A 19,895-nucleotide genomic window follows, 5' to 3' on the forward strand; every position below is an offset into this window, starting at 1 on the left:
GGCAACGGACGCTGATGGCGCAGCAGTGGCGCGAGGGTTCGCTCGGGAAGGTCTTCGCCAATCTCGGCTGGCTTCTGGCCGGCAAGGGCGTCGGTGCCGTTCTCAGCCTCGTCTATCTGGCGCTCGCCGCCCGCACGCTGGGGCCGCGCGGCTTCGGTGAGTTCACGCTCATCACCGGTGGCGCGCAGGCGGTGGCGGCTTTTGTGAGTTTCCAGACCTGGCAGATCGTCGTCCGCTACGGATTGCCGCATCTGAAGGCGGGACGGGGCGAGGCGGCAGCGCGTCTCGCGAGTTTCTGTCTGATGCTCGATCTGGGCGGTGCGCTCGTCGGTTGCGTCGTCGCGACGCTCGCCGTCTGGCTGCTCGGCGACTGGCTGCGCTGGCCAAGGGGATTGGCCTGGGCCGGGCTCGGCTTCACCTTCGTCATTCTGCTGACCGTGCGCTCGACCGCTGTCGGCATTCTGCGCCTGCACGACCGCTTCGGTGTCGGGGCAAGTGCCGATGCGGTGACGCCGATCACCCGTTTCGTCGGTGCGCTGACGGTGGTGGCGGTTGGTTCTTCGGTTAGCGGGTTTCTGCTCGCCTGGACGGCCGGCGAAATTCTGACGGCGGCCGCCTATTGGATTGCCGTGGGCCGCACGGTGCCGGGGCCGCTGGCCTGGCCCAGTCAGCGGCGGCTGCGTCTGGCGGTGCTGGAGAACAAGGGCATCTGGCGCTTTTCCTGGCTGACCAATCTCAACACCACGCTTGATGCCGGGGCGAAGCAGGCCGTGGTCCTATTGGTCGGCCTGGCCGCCGGGCCGGTCGGCGCCGGGCAGTATCGCTTGGCCTATCAGCTGACCCAGTCGCTGGCGCGGATTTCCGACATGGCGTCGCGCGCCATTTTCTCGGAACTCGCGCGCGCCCATGCCGCCGGCGGGCGAGAGGATTTCCGTCGTCTGATCCTGCGGGCGGTGAGCCTGGCGACCGGGGCCGGCACCGTCATCATGCTCATTCTGCTGATCGCGGGACGGCCCATTCTGGGTGTCATCGGCGGCGATGCCTATCGCGGCGTCTATCCGCTGCTGGTGCTGCTGGGCTTGGCATCGGCTTTCGACCTGGCGAGTGCCATTTTCGAGCCGGCACTGATCGCCATGGGGCGCGCGACCCAGGTGATTATCGCGCGCATTCTGTCCTGTCTGAGCCTTTTCGCGATCCTGGGTATCTTTCTGCCGCTATGGGGCACGCGCGGCGCGGCGGAAGCCGTTCTTGTCTCCTCGGCCATAGCGCTGCTGCTGTTCGCCACTGCATCCTGGCGTGCGATCCGCTAGCCTCCGTCAGGTGTTTGACCGGAAGCTTGCCCTTTGTGTCGCCCGCGGCTTCATGCCGCGGGTCGGTGGCAGAGTCTAACCGCCCCGGCTGGCATTGATCGTATAGCTGCAGATGGTTGCGTTATTGTCATAGGCAGCGCCGAGTTTCGCGGGCGTTTCCGGCACGGTTTCGCTGGCCGTCAGGTTATTGGCGACGATGCTGCCGGTGACATGGGCGATTCCGCCGCCGTCCTGCATCGAGAGATTGCCGCTGGCATCGACCTGGCCGGCCAGTCGGTGGTGATGCGTCCAGGCCTCGCCATTCCTGACATGGATGGTGATCGACTTTGCTGTCTGGCCGCAGCCGGAAATGGCCATGGCGGGTGTGGAGAAGCCGGAATAGACGCCGTCATAGGTGCTGAGACCATCGGCGTGGGCGGGCAGCGATTGCGCCGCCAGGGTCATCGCCGCAGCGGCGATCGCGATCGGCAGGAGAAAGCGGTGCTTGGGGTGCTTGGTCATCGTTTGTCCTCGTCTTAGAGCAGATCACAGTCAGATGGAATCATCTGGCTGTGTGAAGATGCTCGCAAAAACAATAATCTGGAGCGGTATCCGTGAGCGTAAGCGAACGGGAAACGCTCTAGAAGCGACCTTTGAAGCGGCGGGGGATTGGCAACAGACTCAGGCCGTGAATGCCAAGATCGATCTTATAGGTATCTGTCTCTCGACCAAGCTGGCTGCCGATGGTTTGCTGCAGCAGGTTGCCGAGCGGCGGTCGTGCGGTATCGAGATCGGCGTCGCGGGCTTTGGGCAGATTGGCGACATCGCGCACCAGTCTGAGCCAGGCCTCATCCGGCTGACGTTGATGCAGCCCGGCATGGTCGTTCGCCCAGGGCATCGCCCGCGTGCGGGCCAAGCGTGACAGACCGCGTTCGACATCGAAATAGCGCAGGTGGAACAGGTAAAGCTTGTCGAAGGCGAGCGGCGCGTCGACGCTGTGGAATCCCGGTACCCAGCGCATGGGTTCACGGATAAGGTTCGGCTTGCACAGCGCGGAATTGAACCAGACCCAACTCCGCTGATCACTGATCGGGCGGGCGAGGTCGATAGCCGGTTCGTCCTTTGCCAGATGCCAGACTTCCAACCCGATCGCATGCATCACCGGGCCGCGCATGGCGCGCGCCGCATCGGCCAGATTGCGATGATAGCGAGGGTCGGCGACCAGGATTTCGTCGATATCCGTGTAGAGCACGCAGTCGTATCGGCCGAGAAGCTCGGCGGCGAAATCGGAGATGAGTTTTGATCGCCAGTCATCATCCTGCGGGCTGCGCGCTAGGCGGATGATGTTGACGACGCCCAGATCGTCAGTTGTTCCGTCATCTGACCCGTGGTCGATGACGAAGCAGTTCTCAGGCCCCACCTGGGCGCCGTAATGGCGGCGCCACAGATCCATGTAATCCGGCTCGTTATAGACCATGGTGACGGCAGCGAGCTTCACAGTCTTCGGTCTCCGTCGTCCTGGGACAAGCGTTCAGGTGAGGTCGGGAAAGCTCTGCGACAGGCGGCCGCCCTGGCGGAGGGGCGCGATGCGGCGGGCAAGGCCGGTTGCGTCATCCGTCTCGACAAAGACACCGCAGATGGTCGCCGGACCGTCCGCCGGCTGCAAGCGCTCCCCCGGCATCTTGCGCCAGAAACGCTCGGCCGCGCCGGCCTTCGCCATGCCGATGACGCTGTCATAGGACCCGCACATGCCGGCATCCGTCATATAGCCGGTGCCCTTTTCCAGGATCTGGTAATCCGCGGTCGGCACATGGGTATGGGTCCCCACGACGAGAGACAGCCTTCCGTCGAAACTATGCCCGAAGGCTTCCTTCTCGCTGGTCGCCTCGCCATGGAAATCGACGATGGCGGCCTGGATATTGGCGCCGAGCTTGTGGCGGCTGAGCAATTCGTCGGTCGCGCGGAAGGGACAGTCGAGCGCATCCATGAACAGCCGGCCCATGGCATTGACGATCAGCGCGCGCCGGCCATCGGCCAAGGTGAGTATCACGCTGCCGGCGCCGGGCGTGCCGGCGGGGAAATTGATCGGCCGGATGACCCGCTTTTCAGTCGCGATATAGGGGATGATCTCGCGCCGGTCCCAGGCATGATTGCCGAGCGACACCACATCCGCCCCGGCCTCGAAGAACGCGCGGGCCATTTCCGGCGCGAGGCCGAAGCCGTGAGAGGCGTTCTCTCCGTTGACGATGACAAGGTCGAGGCGCAGCCGGGCCCGATAGTCGGGCAGGGCGGCGGTCACCGCGTCCCGCCCGCCACGGCCGATGACGTCGCCTAAAAAAAGAATACGCATGAAGTCCCTTTACAGCCCGGCCACAGACGGGGGCGGAAACGCGCGCACGCCTGTTTCAGTCAGGATCGCATTGAGCTTCTGGTCGAAGGGACCGGTCGGCACAAGCGGCATCTCCTGCGCGGCAAAGGCGCAGCCGATGCGGAGCGCGCCCGGCAGTTGCGCCAGGCTGCGGTCATAGAAGCCGCCGCCATAGCCGAGGCGGTTGCCGAAACGGTCGAAACCGAGCAGCGGCATGAGCAGGATCGCGGGCTTAACCTCCAACCCGTCCGGGTGGCTGGTGCCGAAGCGGCCGGGCAGCAGGGCGTCGCCCGGACGCCAAAGGCGGAAAACCAGCGGCTCCCCCCGTTTGCCGGTGACGGGCAGTCCGATGGGATGACCGCGTTCGGCCAGGGCGACGAGGAGCGGGCGGATATCGATCTCATCCCCCATCGGCCAGAAGCCGGAGATGGTCGCGCCCGCGGGCAGGCTGAAATGGTTGAGAAAATGCGGAACGAGCGCCGCGCCGAGCGCCGGGTCCATGCCCTGCCGCCGCTCGGCCATCGCCAGACGCGCCGCCGCTTTGGCGGCAATCAGCGCGGCATCTTCGACCGGAGGGGAGGGAAAGTGCGGAGCCGCCATGGCCGTTGGCGTATTCATCCTCCTAGAGCCTGCTTGTGCAGGTGGGCACCAGATACCATGACCAGGATCATGACAGAGCCAGTTCCCAAGGAGAATGCTTATCGGCCCCAGGGATGATTTACCTATCGAACCGGGCAGCCCCGCACAGCATACTTAGGCGCGTTCGAGAGCGTCTGCAATCTCTTCCGCCTTGGCCGCAAGGCGCTGCACGGTTGCGTCGAATTCAGGGTCGATGACCGTCACATAGACGATCTCGGGTTCCGGCGCGGGCTGGACTGCGGCCGCCGGCTGCACGGGGGCCGGCATGGTCGCGGGCGCCGCCTGGATTGCGGCATGAGCCTCGGCCAGAGCCGCTTCCTTGTCATGCAAGTCGTCGGCGAGCAGCAGGGAGGCCAGCAGCAAAAGGCGGGCTTCACCTTGCTGGCCGATGGCCTTCACGCTGTCGATACGGCGCTGCAGCAGCTGCGCCATGGCGCTGAGATGACCTTCCTGGCCATCCTCGCAGCCGACGAGGTAGTTGTAGCCGTTAATATACAAATTTACCTGTGCCATGCCGGCCTCCGTCCTGCTTGCTGTTCCCGGTCAGCGGGGATCAGGATTGCCGCTCGATACCAAGGGCATTCCGCAAGCCGCCGATGAGATCGTCAAGCTTGGCCACGATTTCCTGGCGGGGCGTCTCATCCGCCGCCGGGGCGGGGGCTGCGGCAACCGCCGGTTGGGCAGGCAAGGTGCCGTCAGTTTCAGATGGGTCAAAGGCCAGAGCGGGACGAGGTTTGCCAACCTGCGCAGCGATTCTATTCAATGCTGCTTCCAGCCGGCCGAGCGCCAAGCTGGTGTCCTCGAATTCTGCCATTGGGCCTCTAGTCTAATATGTCTGAACCGTGCTTCGTCGCATCAGCACAGGTCAGGCGATTAAGGTCAAGGATTTCGCTTATGCGGGCGGGGCCGCCGGCTGTCACGATTCACGGGCTTGAGGACGGCGAAATGGTGCTGCGCCTGCGGCGGCCGGTGACGCTGCTTTCGGCGCCGGGGGCCGCCCTTTATGCCGGTGCCGGCTGGTGGCGGGCGCTGATCGCGACGCTGCGCGCCCGGCATCCGGATAGGGTTTTCACGGATGTTCTGGACTGTGCCGACGCCCCGGGTCGTGCGGCCGAGGCCTTGCGGGCCGGCCAGACGCGCATTCTGTTCTATCCTGAAAATCCGGCGAATGTCGTCGCCGTCCAGGCGATGGCCGAGGCCTGCGGGGCAGAGGTCTGGACCGCGCGACCCGAAGCGCTCGACCTGGCCGTCAGAGGCGCAGACCGGAAGCTTGCGGCCTGGCTTGCGGGGCCTGAGACCTCGGGGTGACAAGCGGGGGGAGTTTCGCTAACTCCTTCGGCTTATCCTGACGCTCGTTTTCCCTTGTCTTCACCCGCGGCGATCAAAATGATCCTCGCCTTTTTTCGGGCCGCTCGATCATGTCCGGTGATAGTCCCTGCCGCCTCTACCTCATCACGCCTGCGGCCTTCGACCCTGCGATCTTTCGTGATCAGCTGGCCGCCGCCCTTGATGCCGGCGATGTCGGTGCCGTGCAGCTGCGGCTGAAGGACGCGAGCGACGATGACGTGCGCCGGGCGATCGACCTGCTGCGCCCGGTCGCCCAGCAGCGCGACGTCGCCTTTCTGCTCAATGACCGGCCGGATCTGGCGGTCGCGACCGGCTGCGACGGCGCCCATGTCGGGCAGGACGATACCAAGGCGCGTGACGCGCGGCGCATCCTCGGCCCCGATCTCACGCTCGGCGTCTCCTGCCATGGCAGCCGTGAACTCGCCATGGAAGCGGGGGAGGCGGGGGCGGACTACGTCGCCTTCGGCGCCTTCTACCCGACAGGGTCGAAGGCCGATGCGCCGGTCGAGGCCGAGCTTGAGGTATTGGCCTGGTGGCATGAGATCATGGAATTGCCCTCCGTCGCCATCGGCGGCATCACGGTCGAGAATTGCGCGCCTCTGGTGACGACAGGCGCGGATTTCCTGGCCGTGATCAGCGCCGTCTGGTCCCATCCCGATGGCCCGGCCGCCGGGGTGCGCAGCATGAATGCGGCGATCGCAGCGGCCCCGCCCGCTGCGGTGTAAAGCCGCTTAAACATAAACATATCGTTATGGATTGCCGCCCATGGCCCCGCTGACCGCGCTGGCACTGCCCCTTCTGCGCCGTATGGAGGCGGAACGCGCCCATAGGCTGGCCATCCTGGCCATGCGGCTTGGTTTCGCGGCCGAAAATCAGAAGGCCGACCCACTGCGCCTGGGTCTGAAGGTCGCCGGCATGACCTTCAAGAACCCGATCGGTCTGGCCGCCGGTTTCGACAAGGATGCGGTGGCGCTGCGCTCCCTCATGCGGATGGGTTTCGGCTTCGTCGAAGCTGGCACCGTGACCCCGCTTCCGCAGGCGGGCAATCCCGAGCCGCGGCTGTTCCGGCTGACCGAGGATCAGGCGATCATCAATCGCATGGGCTTCAACAATAAGGGCATCAAGCCCTTCGAGCGGCAGCTGGCGCGCCATCGCCGCATCGTGCCCGTGGGCGCTAATATCGGCGTCAACAAGGAAGGCGCGGACCCCGAGCGCGACTATCCCGAACTGCTGCGACAGGTGGCGCCCGTCTGCAATTACGTCGTCGTGAACGTGTCCTCGCCCAATACGCCGGGTCTGCGCGATCTGCAGAGCGAGGAGCGGATTGCCGGCATTCTGGCCGCCATGCGCGCCGCCGTCCCCGACGCGCCGCCGATCTTCGTGAAGCTCGCCCCCGATCTGTCGGTCGAGGGGATGGAGGCGGTGATCGAGGTCGCGGTCAATGCCGGGATCGCCGGTCTGATCCTGACCAATACCACCACCGCCCGGCCTGATAGCCTGCGCAGTCCGCATGCGACGGAGACGGGTGGTCTGTCCGGCCGACCGTTGTTCACGCGCTCCACCGCCATGCTGGCCCGCGCCTCCCTCGCCGCGCGCGGACGGCTGGCGCTGATCGGTGTCGGCGGTGTCGCGTCCGGCGCGGATGCGCTCGCCAAGATCCATGCCGGGGCCGATCTGGTGCAGGTCTATACGGCCTTCATCTATCAGGGACCGAAGCTGATCGCGCGCATCAAGGCCGATCTGGACAAGGCGGTGAAATCGGCCGGCGTGAAAAGCATCGCCGAGCTGAAGGGCATCGGCGCGGATGCGCTGGCAAAAGGGATTTGATGATGCGTCACCTGGAAGGCCTCGCTCCGATTGCGGATGATTATGACGGCTTCATCCTCGATCTGTGGGGCGTCATCCATGACGGACGAAAGCTGTTACCGCATTCCAAAGCGACGCTGGAAGCGCTGCGGGCGCGGGGCAAACGCATCGTCATGCTGTCCAATGCGCCGCGCCGGGCCGAAATGGCGGCGAAAGGCCTGACCCGGCTTGGCATTCCGCCCGAACTTTATGACGGCGTCATGACGAGCGGCGAGAATGTGTGGGAGGCGCTGCGCACGCGTGACGATCCCTTTTACGCCAAGCTTGGCCGCCGCGTCTTCTTTCTCGGGCCGCCGCGCGACCTGCCGCTGATCGAGGGGTTGGACCTCGACCTGGCATTGACCCCGGCGGAGGCCGATTTCGTGCTGAATGTCGGCGCGGATGAGGGGATCAACGACCGCGATTTGGCGCCGCATCTGCCCGCCCTGGAAGCCTGCCTGGCGGCCAAACTGCCGATGGTCTGCGCCAATCCCGACCTGATCATCGTGCGCGACGGCGAGCAGATCATCTGCGCCGGTCTTCTGGCTGAACATTATGCCCGGATGGGCGGCGAATTCCGCTGGCGCGGCAAGCCCAGCCCCGAAGTCTATGGCCCGACGCTGGCCATGCTGGGCGTCGCGCCCGAGCGCGTGCTGGCCGTGGGCGATGCGCTGCGCACCGATATCGCGGGCGCGGAAACGGCCGGTCTCGCATCCTGCTGGGTTCTGGACGGCATCCATGACCTGGCCGGCAAGCACGACCTGGCCGAGCAGGAAGCGACGGCCGCGGGTCTTGCACCCTTGGCGACGCTTCCTAGCTTCCGGTGGTGATGACATATTCCTTTCGCCTCACCGTCCTCGCCGCCGGGGTTCTGGCCCCCATCCTGAGCCATCAGGCCCTGGCGCGAACGCCCGAGCCTCAGCCGCCCTCGGTCATTTTCGGGGATCTGTATCGCGCCGTCGAAATGGCGCAGATCTTCCCTGATCAGAAGACCTTCGCGGACGCGATCCCGATGTCTTCTCCCGCCAGCATCATGAAGGATTACGCGGCCGAGAAGGGAAAGCCTGACTTCAAACTCGCCGATTTCGTGCAGGCGCATTTCAAGCAGCCGGTGCTGAAGACCGTCTCCTACCAGCGCCGCGCGGGCGAAACCGTCAGCGATTACATCAACGACATGTGGACGGTGCTGCTGCGCCAGCCCGACGAGGCCGAGCCTTATTCGTCGCTCCTCACGCTGCCGGCACCCTATATCGTGCCGGGTGGGCGCTTCAGCGAAATCTATTACTGGGACACGTATTTTACGATGCTTGGCCTGGAGCAGGACGGTCAGGGCGCGATCGCGCGGGATATGCTGCGCAATATCGCCTCCCTCATCACCCGCTACGGTCATATGCCCAACGGCAATCGCAGCTATTACCTCAGCCGGTCGCAGCCGCCTTTCTTCTCGGCCATGGTCGATCTGCTGGCGCAGAAGAATGGCCCCGCTGTCTACAAGACCTATCTGCCCGTGATGCGGACCGAATATGAATATTGGATGCAGGGCGCGGCCGATCTGAAACCCGGCCAGGCAAGTGGCAATGTCGTGAAACTGGCTGACGGCACCTTGCTCAATCGTTTCTGGTCTGCCAGCGACACGCCGCGCGACGAAAGTTTCCGCGAGGATATCGAGACCGCGAAAACGTCGCGGGAGACGCCGTCCGTTCTGTACCGCAATCTGCGCGCGGGCGCGGAATCGGGTTGGGATTACAGTTCCCGCTGGTTCGCGGACGGCCGCACGATGTCGACGATCGACACGACCGATATTCTGCCGGTCGATCTGAACAGCGAGATGTTTCATTTGGAAAGTGCGCTGTCCTATGCTTATGGCCTGGACGGCAATAAGGCAGAGGCGAAGGTCTTTGCAGCCCGCGCCGCCAAGCGTCAGGCAGCGATCCAGCATGTGATGTGGGACAGCGCCGAGGGCGACTTCCATGATTATAACTGGAAGACCAAGCAGCTGACGCCGGTTCTGTCGGCCGCGACCGTGGTGCCGCTGTTCTTCCATGTCGCGACGGATGCGGAAGGCGCGCGCGTCGCCACGGTGGTGCAGGCGAGGCTGCTGGCGCCAGGCGGTATTCTGACCACGACCGCCAATACCGGTCAGCAATGGGACGCACCGAACGGCTGGGCGCCGCTGCAATGGATGGCGGTGCAGGGATTCCGCAACTACGGCAATCCTGATCTTGCCAAGACCATCGCGGAGCGCTGGGAAACCCGCGTGAACGAAGGCTTCGCCCGCGACGGCGTGCTGGTCGAGAAATACAATGTCGCGGCGCCTGCGGGCAGCAGCGCGGGCGGCCATGGCGGCGAATACGCGCTGCAGGTCGGCTTCGGCTGGACCAATGGCGTGCAGGCGGCGCTGATGGCGGAATACCCGCTGCCGCAGCCGAAGGCGGCGACCACAGCGCCGGCTGCGGCATCGCCCTGACAAAAATGCACTCAAATCTGTCTTCCGCGCACGACAGATTTGGGGCGTTTCCAACTAAACCTGACGGCTGCTAGGCGTAAGGATGATGAAACAAATTTTTCTTTCCTGGAAGCGTGATCATTGAACTTGTTCTGTTGGTCCATCTGCAGTCCAGGTGGCAGACGCCATCCTGGGCAATTACCGATAAAACGCCGGGCGGTCTGGCTGCTCGACCTCCACCCGCGCGCCGCTGCGCCAGGCTTTGAGGCAGGCATCCGTCACCAGCATGGTCATGTAACCGTCCCAGGCGGTTGATCCCTCATTCGTGCGCCCGGTGAGGATGGAGAGGATCCAGGCCTCGAATTGCAGCCGATAGGCATCGGCGAAGCGTGCGCGCCAATCGCCCGGCACCACCAGCCCGTCCCTTGCGGCATGGCGCAGCGAGGTCGGCGGTCCCGGACGCAGGGACAGCGTGCCCGTCTCACAGACAAGTTCGGCCTGCACGTCGTAGCCGTAGCGCGCGTCGGTATAGACTTCGATATCGACGACCGCGCCCGACGCGCTTTGCAGCACGATGAATTGCGGCTTCCGTCCGGGCGCGTGGCGCGGTTCCGGCGGGCTGATGACGGTGGCGGAAGCGATCTCCTCGCCCAGCACGAAACGCGCGGCATCGAATTCATGGCCGGCGGAACTGGCGATGATGAGGTCCGAGGTAAGATAGCTGGGTGAGCTTTCATTGCGGTGCTGGCAATGGAGGAACAGGGGTGCGCCGATCTCACCATTGGCGACGACCCGCCGCATCTCGGCATAGCCTGGGTCGAAGCGGCGCATATAGCCGACCTGCACAAGCCGCCGCCCCGCTGCCATCTCGGCGTGGAGAATGGCCTCGGCTTCCGTGCGTTCAGCGGCCAGCGGCTTTTCGATCATCACGGGCTTGCCGGCGGCGATGGCTTTCAGGCCGAGGGCCGCATGCGTGCCGTCCGGCGAGCAGACGAGGACCGCATCGACCTCCGGATGCGCGATCAAGTCATCGGCTTGCGCCAGGGCAATGACATCGAGTTCTCGGGAGAGGGCCGAGGCCCGCGCCGCGTCGAAATCCTGTACCGCGGTCAATCGCGCGCCGGGAATGCCACCGGCGAGCTTGCGGGCATGGTCGGTACCCATGACGCCGGTGCCGATGACACCGATTCTAACCTCGCTCATTGGGCAAGCTCCGGAAGGGACAAGGGCGCATCCGGGATCGGCATCTGGTCTGCCGCCCCCCAGATCGACTGATCGTAATTCACGACAGCACCGGTCATCAGCCCGGCATCCTCCGAGACCAGGAAATTCACGGCCCGCGCGGCCTCGGCTGGGTCGATGAGGCGGCCGAAGGGCTGCTCGCTTGCGACCTTGCTCAACCAGTCGGCGTCGCCGCGCTCGGTCGTTTGAAGGGCAATCTCATGATCGGAGGCCATCCAGCCGAGGTTGATCTGGTTGACGCGGATGCGGTTCTTCATGACGGCGAAGGCAGTATTGGCGGTCAGCGTCGCCAGCGCGCCCTTGGAGGTGGAATAGGCGCTGAGGAAGGGCTGGCCCGAGAGCGCGGACATGGAGCCGATATTGCAGATGGCGCCGGCAATGTTGTGGCGGATCATCTGGCGGATGGCGGCCTGCATGAGAAAAAACGGCCCGCGCAGATTGGTCGCCATCATGCGGTCGAATAGTTCGGGCGTGGTATCGAGGATGGTACCGCGGTCGGTCAGCGCCCCGGCATTGACCAGCACATGCAGCGCGCCGGATTCGGCTTCCGTTTCATTGACGACGCGTTTGCAATCAGCGACGGAGGTGAGGTCCGCTCGGATGAAATGGGTGGAGCATCCGGTCTCTGCCTCAATCCTTTGGGCGAGAGCCTTGCCCTTCTCGGCGGAGCGCCCGGTGATGACGAGGCCGGCGGCACCGGCCTCCGCCAGTCTCAGCGCGATCGCTGCCCCCAGACCCTGCGTCGCCCCGGCGACGAGGCAGATTTTGCCGTCCATTTTATTCATGTTCTTGGTCTTCGGGCGTTTCCAGGCGCCCTTGATGGACGCTCCGATTGATGGCGCCGAGAATAGGCCGCGTTGCGGTTCAGGAAAGCTCAGAAATCCATCAGAATTGCCTCAAAAGACGATCATTATTGCTCGGCAAGCTGGGATGGGCCTCGGCCCAGCGGCCGTTCTGCGTGCGCCCGCCATAGCCGTAGGCGTCACCGTCAACCGCTTGGACCAGGACGTAGCATTCCGTGTGCAGAGGCCCGAGGAGTTTTTCCATCTCGGTATAAGTCGCCTTCACGAAGCTTGCCGTGTCCGCCTTCGTATTGGTCCCCGCCGTGATCTTGATATCGAGCCAGAAAGCGGACAATCCGGCCGCCGTCGGATGCTGGCCGGCAATGAACCAGCCTTCGGGATCGGCGGATTCGACGAGCACGGCCGTCACCTCCGGCTGCTTGCCGAGTTTTTCTGCCGCCAGCTGCGATGCCAGGGCCGCGATCTGCGGGCGGAGATGCGGCTGCGGGTTCGGCGTCGTGTAGCGGATGGTGATCATCGGCATCTTGGTCTCCTTTTCGGTTTTGCTGCCGATGATGATGGCGGCCTGTCTTTGATATGAAAATACTATCTTATGAAATACCAATGATAGTAGATTTCTATGATGCTTGACCTTGAATCCGTCCGCCTTTTCGTGCTCACCGCTGAATATGGCAGTCTGACCCGGGCGGCAGAGGCGGCCGGCACCGTGCAGCCGGTCGTGAGCCAACGGATCAAGGGTCTGGAGCAGATGCTCGGGCGTCGCCTGCTGGACCGCACGCCGCGCTTCGTCAGGCTTACGGAACACGGAAGCATTTTTCTGGAACGAGCGCGGGTTCTGCTTGCGGCGCATGATGCGGCCTTGGCCGAGGATGACGTCGATCCCCGGCGCATCGCGCTAGGCGTGAGCGACCATGTGCTTGGTGCATCTTTCGATACGGCGCTGCGCCATATCCGCACTGCCTTGCCGCCGCGGGCCTTCCTGACCGTCAAGCTTGGCCAATCCCAGGCGATCCGAGAGCATTTCGACAAGGGTGATATCGACCTCGCGATCATCAGGCGTGATGCGGGTGCTTCAGACGGCGAGGTGCTGGGTGAAGACCCGCTTGAATGGCGCGTGCCACCGGGCTGGGTGATGCCGCAGGGACCGGTGCCGCTCGTCACATTGCCGCCGCCCTGCGGCGTGCGTGCCGTCGCGCTCAAAGCGCTCGATCGTGCCGACATTCCTTGGGATGAAGCCTTCATCGGCGGCAGTTGTCTTGCGCTGATGGCGGCCGTCCGGGCCGGGCTCGGCGTAGCGCCCCTGGGCCGCATTGTCGGCGCGCATCAGCATGACTTGGGGCTTGCGACCGGGCTGCCGTCCTTGCCCTCGTCCCAGATCGTCATGCTGGCGCGCACGCCCGATCACTGTCTTGCAGGCATTGCCCGAGCGCTTGCGGCGAGTGTCCGGGAGATGCTGTCCTAAGCGCCCCCGGCGAGGCTGACGCCGTATGCCGCGCATTCACGCTGAGCGCGCGCTCGGCTAAAGAGGCGGCAGATCGTGTGACCCTGCCGTGATGCGGTTGGAAAACGCGGCCCCGACCATGTCTGAATCGAGCGTCCATGATCTCCAATCTGACCAGGTGGCGAAACCTGGCCGAAAAAATCCCGGTCGTGCTTTGGCTGGTGACGGCCATCTGCTCCGCGCAGCTGGCCTCCTCCCTCTCGGTATCGGTCATTCACCGTATCGGCAGCCCGACCGCGACTTCGCTGCGGCTGATCTGGGGCGCGGTCTTTTTTCTGGCCGTGGCGCGACCGCGCATCTGGTCCATCGGCCGCAAGCAACTCACGGCAGCCTTCGTGCTCGGCCTGATCACCACCGGCATGTCCTTCTTCTTTTTCGCGGCGGTCGGGCGCATTCCGCTCGGCATGGCGGTCTCGATCGAGTTTCTGGGACCGCTGGCCGTGGCGCTTGCCGGCTCACGGCGTCTGCTTGATCTGCTTTGGGTCATCCTGGCGGCGCTGGGCGTGTGGCTGCTGACGCTGCAGGATCACGGCCGAGCCGATACGCTGGGATTGATCCTGGCGGCGGCCTCCGGCCTCTGCTGGGGCGGTTATATTTTGATGACGCGGCGGGTCGGCCGCGCCTTTTCCGGCATGCAGGGCCTGGCACTCTCCATGGCCGTCGCGGGCCTGGTCGGCCTGCCCATCGGCATCGTCCCGCATTGGCAGGTTCTGGGCTTCGGCTCCGTTATCGCCATGGCGCTGATCTCCCTTTTGTCCCCCATCCTGACCTTCGGGCTGGAGATGGCGTCCCTGCGGCGGATGGAGCCGCGGCATTTCGGCATCCTGATGAGTCTGGAGCCGGTGATGGCGGCGGTGATGGGTTTTCTCGTATTGGGACAGCGGTTGAGCACGGCCCAATTGGCCGGGATGGCTTGCGTAACGCTCGCCAGTTTCGGAACAGTGGCGGCGCGGCCGAAACAGACGCAGACGACCAGCAACGGAGAGGCATGATGCCCGTGACCGGCCTTGAGCCCTATGACGACCAGAATATCTTTGCCAGGATTCTGCGCGGCGAGATTCCGAACAAGACGGTCTATGAGGACGAATGCGCGCTCGCCTTCCATGACATCAGCCCCCAGGCGTCAGTGCATGTGCTGGTGATCCCGAAGGGGCCTTACGTCTCCTCGGTCGATTTCGCGGCGCGCGCGTCGGATAGCGAGATCGCCGGTTTCTGGCGCGCGGTCGGTAAAGTGGCGGCCGCGCTAGGCCTGGAGACCGAGGGCTACCGCCTGCTCAGCAATCATGGGCTGAATGCCGGGCAGGAAGTGCCGCATTTCCACGTTCATGTCTTCGGCGGCGGTCCGCTGGGCCGGATGATCAGCGCGAACCACTAGAGCGTTTCCTGTTCGCCTACGCTCACAGACGCCGCTCTAGTTTATTGTTTTTACGAGCATCTTTACCCGGCAGATGATTCCATCTGACCGGGATCTGCTCTAAGCGCGGCCTCTCCATCGTCATGCGCGCATCTACCCGGTGCCGCCTGCGCAACTGGGTAGATCCCCGGCATGAAGCCGGGGACGACGGTGATTTTAGGGGGCGCCGTTACGGCGCTTCCCAGCTGCCCTTGTCGCCGGCGCGGAAGATCGCCTCGATCACACGCATATTGGCGATGGCGTCTTCCAGCGGGAATTCCAGTTTGGCCTCGCCCAGAATGACGCGGGATACGGCGTCGCCCTGCAGCGTGTATTGATCGGTCGGGCTGAATTCTTCGGTCAGCGCCGCGACGCCGCCCAAAGCCTTCCCCTCGTCGATCAGGATTTGCACAGGCTCATCGGGTGACGCGTTGAAGGGGATCAGCACTTCGATGCGGGCCTTGGTGCCCATCACCGTCACCCGCTGATGGGGGACAAGCTGGGTAGAGCAGGTGAAGGTGAGATGCCCTTCCGGGAATTGCACCAGCGCGCTGGTCAGCCGGTCCGTGCCCATGGCCGGATCGCGATCGATGAGGGCGGCAGCGCGTGTCGGTTCCGACCCCCAGATATAGCGGGCGGTCGCGATGGCGTAGCAGCCGATATCCATCAGCCCGCCGCCGCCGATCTCCGGCATGTTGCGGATATTCTGCGGGTCATCGAGGAAATAGCTGAAGGCGGTCTGGATGGCGGAGACGCGGCCGAGGCGGCCTTCCTGGACCAAGGCCCGCACGCGCTGCCACCAGGGCGCGTAACGCACCATGAAGGCTTCGGCGACGACGAGGCCGGTGCGGTCGCGCGCCGCCAGCAGCAGCTCGGCTTCCTTGGTATCGAGCGCGACCGGCTTTTCGCATAAAACATGCTTGCCGGCTTCCAGGGCCTTGATGCTCCACGGCACATGCAGATGGTTGGGCAGCGGATTGTAGATCGCCTGGATGTCGGGGTCCGCGAGCAGCGCTTCGTAGGTGCCGTAAGCGCGCGGGATGCCCAACGCATCGGCCGTTGTCTGCGCGGAAGCCTGATCGCGTGACGCGATGCCCAGCACGCGGCTGACCGCGCCCTTCTGCATCGCGGGGATGACTTTCTCCCGGCCGATCTTCGCCGTGCTCAGGATTCCCCAGTTAACCGTCTGTCCCATTTTTCTTTCCCGTCTCTGGCTTGGCCGACCTCTCAGGCAGGCCTGCCAGACTATCGGCCGAGCGACGCGGGAAGGCCAGAGAGCAGGCGGGGGACAAAATGCTTTTACAATTCGTATTTTATAAAATAAAATCGTAAAAATCGGAAAATATTTCCCATCAAAACACTAGACATTCGTGTTTAAGAGAATCTACCCTGCCTTCAGGCACAAATGTGCTGGTCTTCAGGAGAGATGCTTCATGTCGGCATCAGGCGAATTCGAGATTGAAACCCAGCCGGGCCTGGCCCGGCGCATGCTGATCGCCGGACTGATCGCCTTGGCATTATGCGCGGTCGGCCTGATCGCTTCCGCCAATGCGGCCCAACCGCTGACGATTGCGGCCACGCCCGGACCAATGGCGGATGCCGTGCAGCACGCCGCCGATCTGGCGGACAAGCAGGGTCTGCCGGTGAAGGTCATCGTCTTCTCGGATTGGGTGACGCCGAATGTCGCGGTGAACGAAGGCTCGGTCGAAGCCAATTTCTATGAACACAAGCCCTTCCTTGCAGCCGCCATCAAGGCGCGCGGTTTCAAGCTTGTGGCCGTGGCACCGGCCGTCATCATGCCGGTCGGGCTTTTTTCCCATAAGGTCAAAAGCCTGAATGACGTGAAGGATGGTGCGACGGTCGCCGTCGCCAATGACCCGGTCAACCGTGCCCGCGGCCTGCAGCTTTTCGCCAAGGCAGGGCTGATCACCCTCAAGCCCGGTGTCGGTGACGGCGCAACCTTGCACGACATCACCGTCAATCCGAAGCATCTGAATTTCATCGAATTGCCGGCGCCGCAACTGGCCCGCGCGCTGGATGACGTGACGGTCGCCCAGGTCAGTTATTCTTTCTTTCTCGCCTCCGGCGGGGATCCGAATGCGGCTCTGATCTCGGACGGCACGGGCAACAAGCATTACGCCATCCAGTTCGTGGCCCGCCCGCAGGATGCGACGGACCCGAAGCTGCTCAAGTTCATCAAGATCTTCCAGTCCGATGACGAGCGCGCCTATCTCACGCAAAAATACGGCAATGCCGTCATGCCCGCCTGGTAACGAAGGAGCGGACAGAATGGACCATTATCTGGGCCAGTCCCTGCCGCAGATGGATGCAAGGCTTGAGCAGCCCTTTCTGAAGGTCACAGGCCTGTCGCGCCGCTTCGGTGCGACATCGGCGCTCGATGACGTTTCCTTTTCGCTGCCGCGCGGTCAGGTGCTGGGCATCATCGGGCGCTCGGGCGCCGGCAAATCCACCCTCATCCGCTGCCTGAACGGGTTGGAACGGCCGGATAGCGGGTGTGTTGAGATCGACGGGCGGGATATCACGCCGCTTACCGAGACCGCTTTGCAGGCCGAGCGTCGGCGCATCGGCATGATCTTCCAGCATTTCAATCTGCTCTCCTCCCGCAGCGTGCTGGATAATGTGGCACTGCCGCTGAAACTTGCGGGCTTGCCGAAGCGCGAGCGGCGGGACCGCGCGGCGGCGTTGTTGGAACGTGTGGGCTTAGGCGGGAAAGAGAAAGACTACCCGGCGCAGCTTTCGGGTGGTCAGAAGCAGCGCGTCGGCATCGCCCGCGCGCTGGCGTCCGACCCTGTGCTGCTGCTCTGTGACGAAGCAACCTCTGCGCTCGATCCCGAGACGACGGTGTCGATCCTGGCCTTGCTGCGCGATATCAACCGCGAATTCGGCCTCACCATCGTCATGATCACGCATGAGATGAATGTCGCCCGTCGCATCGCCGACCGCGTGCTGGTCATGGCGAAAGGCCGCGCCGTCGAGGAAGGCCCGATGCGGCAGGTCTTGACCGCGCCGCAGGCCGAGGAAACGCGCGTGCTGCTGCATGCGGCCTCGCTGGGCTTCGAGGACGGGGAGGGGATCTGATGTTCGATTTGCCGATTTCGGGCGATGATCTTTGGACCGCCTTGCAGCAGACGGTGGAGATGGTGGGGGTCGCCGGCATCATCGGTTTCGTCGTCGGACTGCCGCTGGCGCTGCTGCTTGTCGCAACCGCGCCGAACGGCATCTGGCCGCAGAGGGCGATCAACCGGTCGCTGGGCCTGCTGGTGAACGGCGTGCGCTCCGTGCCCTTCATCATTCTGCTTGTCGCCCTCATTCCGCTGACGCGGCTGATCGTGGGCTCCTCCATCGGCACGGCGGCCGCCATCGTGCCGCTGGCGATCGGTGCCACGCCCTATTTCGCGCGGATCGCGGAGGTTTCTCTGCGTGAGGTCGATGGCGGGCTGGTGGAGGCCGTGCGGGCCATGGGCGGCAGCCGGTTGAGCGTGATGCGGGAGGTATTGATCCCGGAAGCCTTGCCCGGCCTCGTCTCCGGCTTCGTGGTGACGCTCGTTACCCTCATCGGGTCCTCGGCCATGGCGGGCGCGGTCGGCGCCGGGGGGCTGGGCGATCTTGGCATCCGCTACGGCTATGACGAGTTCAGCACGGCCGTCATCGTCATCGTCGTCGCGATTTTGATTGTGCTGGTCTGTGGCGTGCAGTTCCTTGGCGATAGGCTCGCCGCACGTTTCGACCACCGCTGACCGGGATGCGCTCCATGACCGAGACTTTTGTTCCCCAAGTGGCTGCCCCCCTGCCGTTGCCGGATGTCATGCCGCCGCTGATCACGAGTGCCGCGCAGGCGATTGCCGTCGCCCGGGATTTTGCCGCGAGCATCAGGGATGGCGCGGCCGAGCGCGACCGGTCGCGGATTTTGCCGATCGCGGAGATTGAGCGGTTTTCCGCAACCGGTCTTTGGGGCATTACCGTGCCGCGCGACTATGGCGGCCCCGAACTGTCGGTCGCGACTCTGTCCGAGGTCATCCGCATCGTCTCGGCGGCCGACCCCTCCATCGGACAGATTCCGCAAAACCACTGGGCTTTTCTGAACCTTCTCCGCGCCGAGCGGGATGAAGCCCGCAAGCAGTTTTTCTTTCAGAAGGTGCTTGAGGGTTATCGTTTCGGTAATGCGCTGGTGGAGGTTGGCACCAAGACGGCGGCCGACTGGAAAACCACCTTCACGGCGGAGGGTGACGACTTCATTATCGACGGCACGAAATTCTATTGCACCGGCGCGTTGTTTTCCCATTTCATCCCGACCGTCGGCCGCACGGAAAGCGGCGCCGTGCTGCGCGCGATCGTGCCGCGTGACACGCCCGGCGTCACCATCATCGATGACTGGTCAGGCTTCGGTCAGCGCACCACGGCAAGCGGCACGGTGAAATTCGATCAGGTTCGGGTGTCAGCCTTCAATATCATCGGCCTGGGCGGATTGCGGGAGCAGCCGCTGGTCTATGGTCCGATTTCGCAGATCATGCAGGCGGCGATCGATGCCGGCATCGCGGCCGATGCGTTTGAGGACATGCTGGACTTCATCCGCCGCAAGTCGCGCCCCTGGGTCGATAGCGGGAAGGAGCGCGCATCAGAAGATCCGTTGACCATCACGCAGGTGGGCGATACGCGCATCAAGCTGCGCGCGGCCGATCTTGTCCTCGCCTATGCGGCCGGCGTGATCGACGAGGTGCTACAGGACGAAACGGTGGACGGCATCGCCCGCGCATCTCTCGCCGTCGCGGAAGCCAAGGTGGTGACGACGGAAGCGGCCCTGCATGCGGCCAATCAACTGTGCGAATTGGCCGGTACCAGCGCGACCTTGTCGAAATACAACTACGACCGCCATTGGCGGAATGCCCGCGTGCATACGCTGCATGATCCGGTGCGCTGGAAATACTATGCCATCGGCGATTACGCGCTGAACGGCACGGCGCCCCCGGTTCATTCCTGGATCTGATTGCCTTTCGCTCTCTC

The 19,895-nt window shown here is 64.1% G+C and carries 23 protein-coding genes and 1 other RNA gene; 13 read left to right on the forward strand and 11 right to left on the reverse strand.

Annotated features, from left to right (window positions below):
• Positions 1-14 precede the first annotated feature (14 nt).
• The gene (locus tag ACELLULO517_RS19630; protein WP_227309118.1) at positions 15-1,310 is read left to right on the forward strand and encodes a lipopolysaccharide biosynthesis protein; all 1,296 of its coding nucleotides are present in this window, start codon (positions 15-17) and stop codon (positions 1,308-1,310) included.
• Positions 1,311-1,385: 75 nt separating this feature from the next.
• On the opposite strand, the gene ACELLULO517_RS19635 is transcribed toward ACELLULO517_RS19630, so the two are convergent.
• The 7 genes from ACELLULO517_RS19635 to ACELLULO517_RS19665 form a co-directional block, all read right to left on the reverse strand.
• Positions 1,386-1,811, reverse strand: coding sequence for a hypothetical protein (locus ACELLULO517_RS19635; protein ID WP_227309119.1), 426 nt, complete (start codon positions 1,809-1,811; stop codon positions 1,386-1,388).
• A 118-nt stretch (positions 1,812-1,929) separates the two neighbouring features.
• Complete coding sequence (locus ACELLULO517_RS19640; RefSeq protein ID WP_227309120.1) at positions 1,930-2,787, reverse strand: glycosyltransferase family 2 protein; 858 nt, start codon at positions 2,785-2,787, stop codon at positions 1,930-1,932.
• Positions 2,788-2,820: 33 nt separating this feature from the next.
• Entirely contained in the window at positions 2,821-3,639 is an 819-nt protein-coding gene (locus ACELLULO517_RS19645) for a TIGR00282 family metallophosphoesterase (RefSeq protein ID WP_227309121.1), read from the reverse strand.
• Between the two features lie 9 nt (positions 3,640-3,648).
• A complete protein-coding gene (locus ACELLULO517_RS19650) occupies positions 3,649-4,257 on the reverse strand; it encodes a 5-formyltetrahydrofolate cyclo-ligase (RefSeq protein WP_227309122.1) in 609 nt (202 codons plus the stop codon).
• Positions 4,244-4,401: non-coding RNA, 6S RNA (gene ssrS, locus ACELLULO517_RS19655), on the reverse strand. The genes ACELLULO517_RS19650 and ssrS overlap by 14 nt, the downstream gene beginning before the upstream one ends.
• A 9-nt stretch (positions 4,402-4,410) precedes the next feature.
• Entirely contained in the window at positions 4,411-4,809 is a 399-nt protein-coding gene (zapA, locus tag ACELLULO517_RS19660) for a cell division protein ZapA (RefSeq protein WP_227309123.1), read from the reverse strand.
• A gap of 40 nt (positions 4,810-4,849) precedes the next feature.
• Positions 4,850-5,110 carry a hypothetical protein gene (locus ACELLULO517_RS19665; protein ID WP_227309124.1) on the reverse strand — a complete coding sequence of 87 codons (261 nt, stop codon included), beginning with the start codon at positions 5,108-5,110 and terminating at the stop codon, positions 4,850-4,852.
• Between the two features lie 80 nt (positions 5,111-5,190).
• Here ACELLULO517_RS19665 and ACELLULO517_RS19670 point away from each other — a divergent pair, with 80 nt between their 5' ends.
• The 5 genes from ACELLULO517_RS19670 to treF all read left to right on the forward strand — a co-directional run bounded on the left by ACELLULO517_RS19670 (position 5,191) and on the right by treF (position 9,955).
• A complete protein-coding gene (locus ACELLULO517_RS19670) occupies positions 5,191-5,604 on the forward strand; it encodes a hypothetical protein (protein WP_227309125.1) in 414 nt (137 codons plus the stop codon).
• Between the two features lie 110 nt (positions 5,605-5,714).
• A complete protein-coding gene (gene thiE / locus ACELLULO517_RS19675; RefSeq protein ID WP_227309126.1) occupies positions 5,715-6,368 on the forward strand; it encodes a thiamine phosphate synthase in 654 nt (217 codons plus the stop codon).
• Between the two features lie 40 nt (positions 6,369-6,408).
• Entirely contained in the window at positions 6,409-7,470 is a 1,062-nt protein-coding gene (locus ACELLULO517_RS19680; RefSeq protein WP_227309127.1) for a quinone-dependent dihydroorotate dehydrogenase, read from the forward strand.
• On the forward strand, positions 7,470-8,318 hold the full coding sequence (locus tag ACELLULO517_RS19685) for a TIGR01459 family HAD-type hydrolase (protein ID WP_406566281.1): 849 nt from the start codon (positions 7,470-7,472) through the stop codon (positions 8,316-8,318). Before ACELLULO517_RS19680 ends, ACELLULO517_RS19685 begins: the two co-directional genes overlap by 1 nt.
• Positions 8,318-9,955 (forward strand): alpha,alpha-trehalase TreF, encoded by a 1,638-nt coding sequence (gene treF, locus ACELLULO517_RS19690; protein ID WP_227309128.1) that lies wholly within the window; start codon positions 8,318-8,320, stop codon positions 9,953-9,955. The genes ACELLULO517_RS19685 and treF overlap by 1 nt, the downstream gene beginning before the upstream one ends.
• Positions 9,956-10,132: 177 nt before the next feature.
• On the opposite strand, the gene ACELLULO517_RS19695 is transcribed toward treF, so the two are convergent.
• The 3 genes from ACELLULO517_RS19695 to ACELLULO517_RS19705 all read right to left on the reverse strand — a co-directional run bounded on the left by ACELLULO517_RS19695 (position 10,133) and on the right by ACELLULO517_RS19705 (position 12,502).
• Positions 10,133-11,137 (reverse strand): Gfo/Idh/MocA family oxidoreductase, encoded by a 1,005-nt coding sequence (locus tag ACELLULO517_RS19695; protein ID WP_227309129.1) that lies wholly within the window; start codon positions 11,135-11,137, stop codon positions 10,133-10,135.
• Positions 11,134-11,961, reverse strand: a complete 828-nt coding sequence (locus ACELLULO517_RS19700) for an SDR family oxidoreductase (protein WP_227309130.1) — start codon at positions 11,959-11,961, stop codon at positions 11,134-11,136. The genes ACELLULO517_RS19695 and ACELLULO517_RS19700 overlap by 4 nt, the downstream gene beginning before the upstream one ends.
• A 100-nt stretch (positions 11,962-12,061) precedes the next feature.
• Positions 12,062-12,502, reverse strand: coding sequence for a tautomerase family protein (locus ACELLULO517_RS19705; protein ID WP_227309131.1), 441 nt, complete (start codon positions 12,500-12,502; stop codon positions 12,062-12,064).
• A 96-nt stretch (positions 12,503-12,598) separates the two neighbouring features.
• Between ACELLULO517_RS19705 and ACELLULO517_RS19710 the strand changes: the two genes are divergently transcribed.
• From ACELLULO517_RS19710 to ACELLULO517_RS19720, 3 genes are all read left to right on the forward strand, one after another.
• Positions 12,599-13,441 carry a LysR family transcriptional regulator gene (locus ACELLULO517_RS19710; RefSeq protein WP_227309132.1) on the forward strand — a complete coding sequence of 281 codons (843 nt, stop codon included), beginning with the start codon at positions 12,599-12,601 and terminating at the stop codon, positions 13,439-13,441.
• A 137-nt stretch (positions 13,442-13,578) separates the two neighbouring features.
• Complete coding sequence (locus ACELLULO517_RS19715; protein ID WP_227309133.1) at positions 13,579-14,472, forward strand: EamA family transporter; 894 nt, start codon at positions 13,579-13,581, stop codon at positions 14,470-14,472.
• Positions 14,472-14,855, forward strand: a complete 384-nt coding sequence (locus tag ACELLULO517_RS19720) for a histidine triad nucleotide-binding protein (RefSeq protein ID WP_227309134.1) — start codon at positions 14,472-14,474, stop codon at positions 14,853-14,855. The genes ACELLULO517_RS19715 and ACELLULO517_RS19720 overlap by 1 nt, the downstream gene beginning before the upstream one ends.
• Before the next feature lie 208 nt (positions 14,856-15,063).
• Here ACELLULO517_RS19720 and ACELLULO517_RS19725 read toward each other — a convergent pair whose 3' ends face one another.
• Entirely contained in the window at positions 15,064-16,068 is a 1,005-nt protein-coding gene (locus ACELLULO517_RS19725) for a Gfo/Idh/MocA family protein (protein ID WP_227309135.1), read from the reverse strand.
• A gap of 238 nt (positions 16,069-16,306) precedes the next feature.
• Here ACELLULO517_RS19725 and ACELLULO517_RS19730 point away from each other — a divergent pair, with 238 nt between their 5' ends.
• Genes ACELLULO517_RS19730 through ACELLULO517_RS19745 form a run of 4 tightly spaced genes read left to right on the forward strand, consistent with a single transcriptional unit; the run spans position 16,307 to position 19,878 of the window.
• A complete protein-coding gene (locus ACELLULO517_RS19730; RefSeq protein ID WP_227309136.1) occupies positions 16,307-17,146 on the forward strand; it encodes a MetQ/NlpA family ABC transporter substrate-binding protein in 840 nt (279 codons plus the stop codon).
• A 16-nt stretch (positions 17,147-17,162) separates the two neighbouring features.
• Positions 17,163-17,972, forward strand: a complete 810-nt coding sequence (locus ACELLULO517_RS19735; protein ID WP_456304395.1) for a methionine ABC transporter ATP-binding protein — start codon at positions 17,163-17,165, stop codon at positions 17,970-17,972.
• Complete coding sequence (locus ACELLULO517_RS19740) at positions 17,972-18,631, forward strand: methionine ABC transporter permease (RefSeq protein ID WP_227309137.1); 660 nt, start codon at positions 17,972-17,974, stop codon at positions 18,629-18,631. Before ACELLULO517_RS19735 ends, ACELLULO517_RS19740 begins: the two co-directional genes overlap by 1 nt.
• Before the next feature lie 14 nt (positions 18,632-18,645).
• On the forward strand, positions 18,646-19,878 hold the full coding sequence (locus ACELLULO517_RS19745) for an SfnB family sulfur acquisition oxidoreductase (protein ID WP_227309138.1): 1,233 nt from the start codon (positions 18,646-18,648) through the stop codon (positions 19,876-19,878).
• Positions 19,879-19,895: the final 17 nt, after the last annotated feature.

The sequence above is a fragment of the Acidisoma cellulosilyticum genome (assembly GCF_020621385.1).
Classification (GTDB): domain Bacteria; phylum Pseudomonadota; class Alphaproteobacteria; order Acetobacterales; family Acetobacteraceae; genus Acidisoma; species Acidisoma cellulosilyticum.

Bases quoted from the DNA above. Each gene is read 5' to 3' on its own strand.
- ACELLULO517_RS19735 (WP_456304395.1), top strand. From the start codon at position 17,163: ATGGACCATTATCTGGGCCAGTCCCTGCCGCAGATGGATGCAAGGCTT.
- ACELLULO517_RS19710 (WP_227309132.1), top strand. From the start codon at position 12,599: ATGATGCTTGACCTTGAATCCGTCCGCCTTTTCGTGCTCACCGCTGAA.
- ACELLULO517_RS19745 (WP_227309138.1), top strand. From the start codon at position 18,646: ATGACCGAGACTTTTGTTCCCCAAGTGGCTGCCCCCCTGCCGTTGCCG.
- ACELLULO517_RS19665 (WP_227309124.1), bottom strand. From the start codon at position 5,110: ATGGCAGAATTCGAGGACACCAGCTTGGCGCTCGGCCGGCTGGAAGCA.
- ACELLULO517_RS19720 (WP_227309134.1), top strand. From the start codon at position 14,472: ATGCCCGTGACCGGCCTTGAGCCCTATGACGACCAGAATATCTTTGCC.
- ACELLULO517_RS19630 (WP_227309118.1), top strand. From the start codon at position 15: ATGGCGCAGCAGTGGCGCGAGGGTTCGCTCGGGAAGGTCTTCGCCAAT.
- ACELLULO517_RS19700 (WP_227309130.1), bottom strand. From the start codon at position 11,961: ATGAATAAAATGGACGGCAAAATCTGCCTCGTCGCCGGGGCGACGCAG.
- ACELLULO517_RS19695 (WP_227309129.1), bottom strand. From the start codon at position 11,137: ATGAGCGAGGTTAGAATCGGTGTCATCGGCACCGGCGTCATGGGTACC.
- zapA (WP_227309123.1), bottom strand. From the start codon at position 4,809: ATGGCACAGGTAAATTTGTATATTAACGGCTACAACTACCTCGTCGGC.
- ACELLULO517_RS19680 (WP_227309127.1), top strand. From the start codon at position 6,409: ATGGCCCCGCTGACCGCGCTGGCACTGCCCCTTCTGCGCCGTATGGAG.
- ACELLULO517_RS19670 (WP_227309125.1), top strand. From the start codon at position 5,191: ATGCGGGCGGGGCCGCCGGCTGTCACGATTCACGGGCTTGAGGACGGC.
- ACELLULO517_RS19650 (WP_227309122.1), bottom strand. From the start codon at position 4,257: ATGGCGGCTCCGCACTTTCCCTCCCCTCCGGTCGAAGATGCCGCGCTG.
- ACELLULO517_RS19685 (WP_406566281.1), top strand. From the start codon at position 7,470: ATGATGCGTCACCTGGAAGGCCTCGCTCCGATTGCGGATGATTATGAC.
- treF (WP_227309128.1), top strand. From the start codon at position 8,318: ATGACATATTCCTTTCGCCTCACCGTCCTCGCCGCCGGGGTTCTGGCC.
- ACELLULO517_RS19740 (WP_227309137.1), top strand. From the start codon at position 17,972: ATGTTCGATTTGCCGATTTCGGGCGATGATCTTTGGACCGCCTTGCAG.
- ACELLULO517_RS19705 (WP_227309131.1), bottom strand. From the start codon at position 12,502: ATGCCGATGATCACCATCCGCTACACGACGCCGAACCCGCAGCCGCAT.
- ACELLULO517_RS19725 (WP_227309135.1), bottom strand. From the start codon at position 16,068: ATGGGACAGACGGTTAACTGGGGAATCCTGAGCACGGCGAAGATCGGC.
- ACELLULO517_RS19635 (WP_227309119.1), bottom strand. From the start codon at position 1,811: ATGACCAAGCACCCCAAGCACCGCTTTCTCCTGCCGATCGCGATCGCC.
- ACELLULO517_RS19715 (WP_227309133.1), top strand. From the start codon at position 13,579: ATGATCTCCAATCTGACCAGGTGGCGAAACCTGGCCGAAAAAATCCCG.
- ACELLULO517_RS19645 (WP_227309121.1), bottom strand. From the start codon at position 3,639: ATGCGTATTCTTTTTTTAGGCGACGTCATCGGCCGTGGCGGGCGGGAC.
- thiE (WP_227309126.1), top strand. From the start codon at position 5,715: ATGTCCGGTGATAGTCCCTGCCGCCTCTACCTCATCACGCCTGCGGCC.
- ACELLULO517_RS19730 (WP_227309136.1), top strand. From the start codon at position 16,307: ATGTCGGCATCAGGCGAATTCGAGATTGAAACCCAGCCGGGCCTGGCC.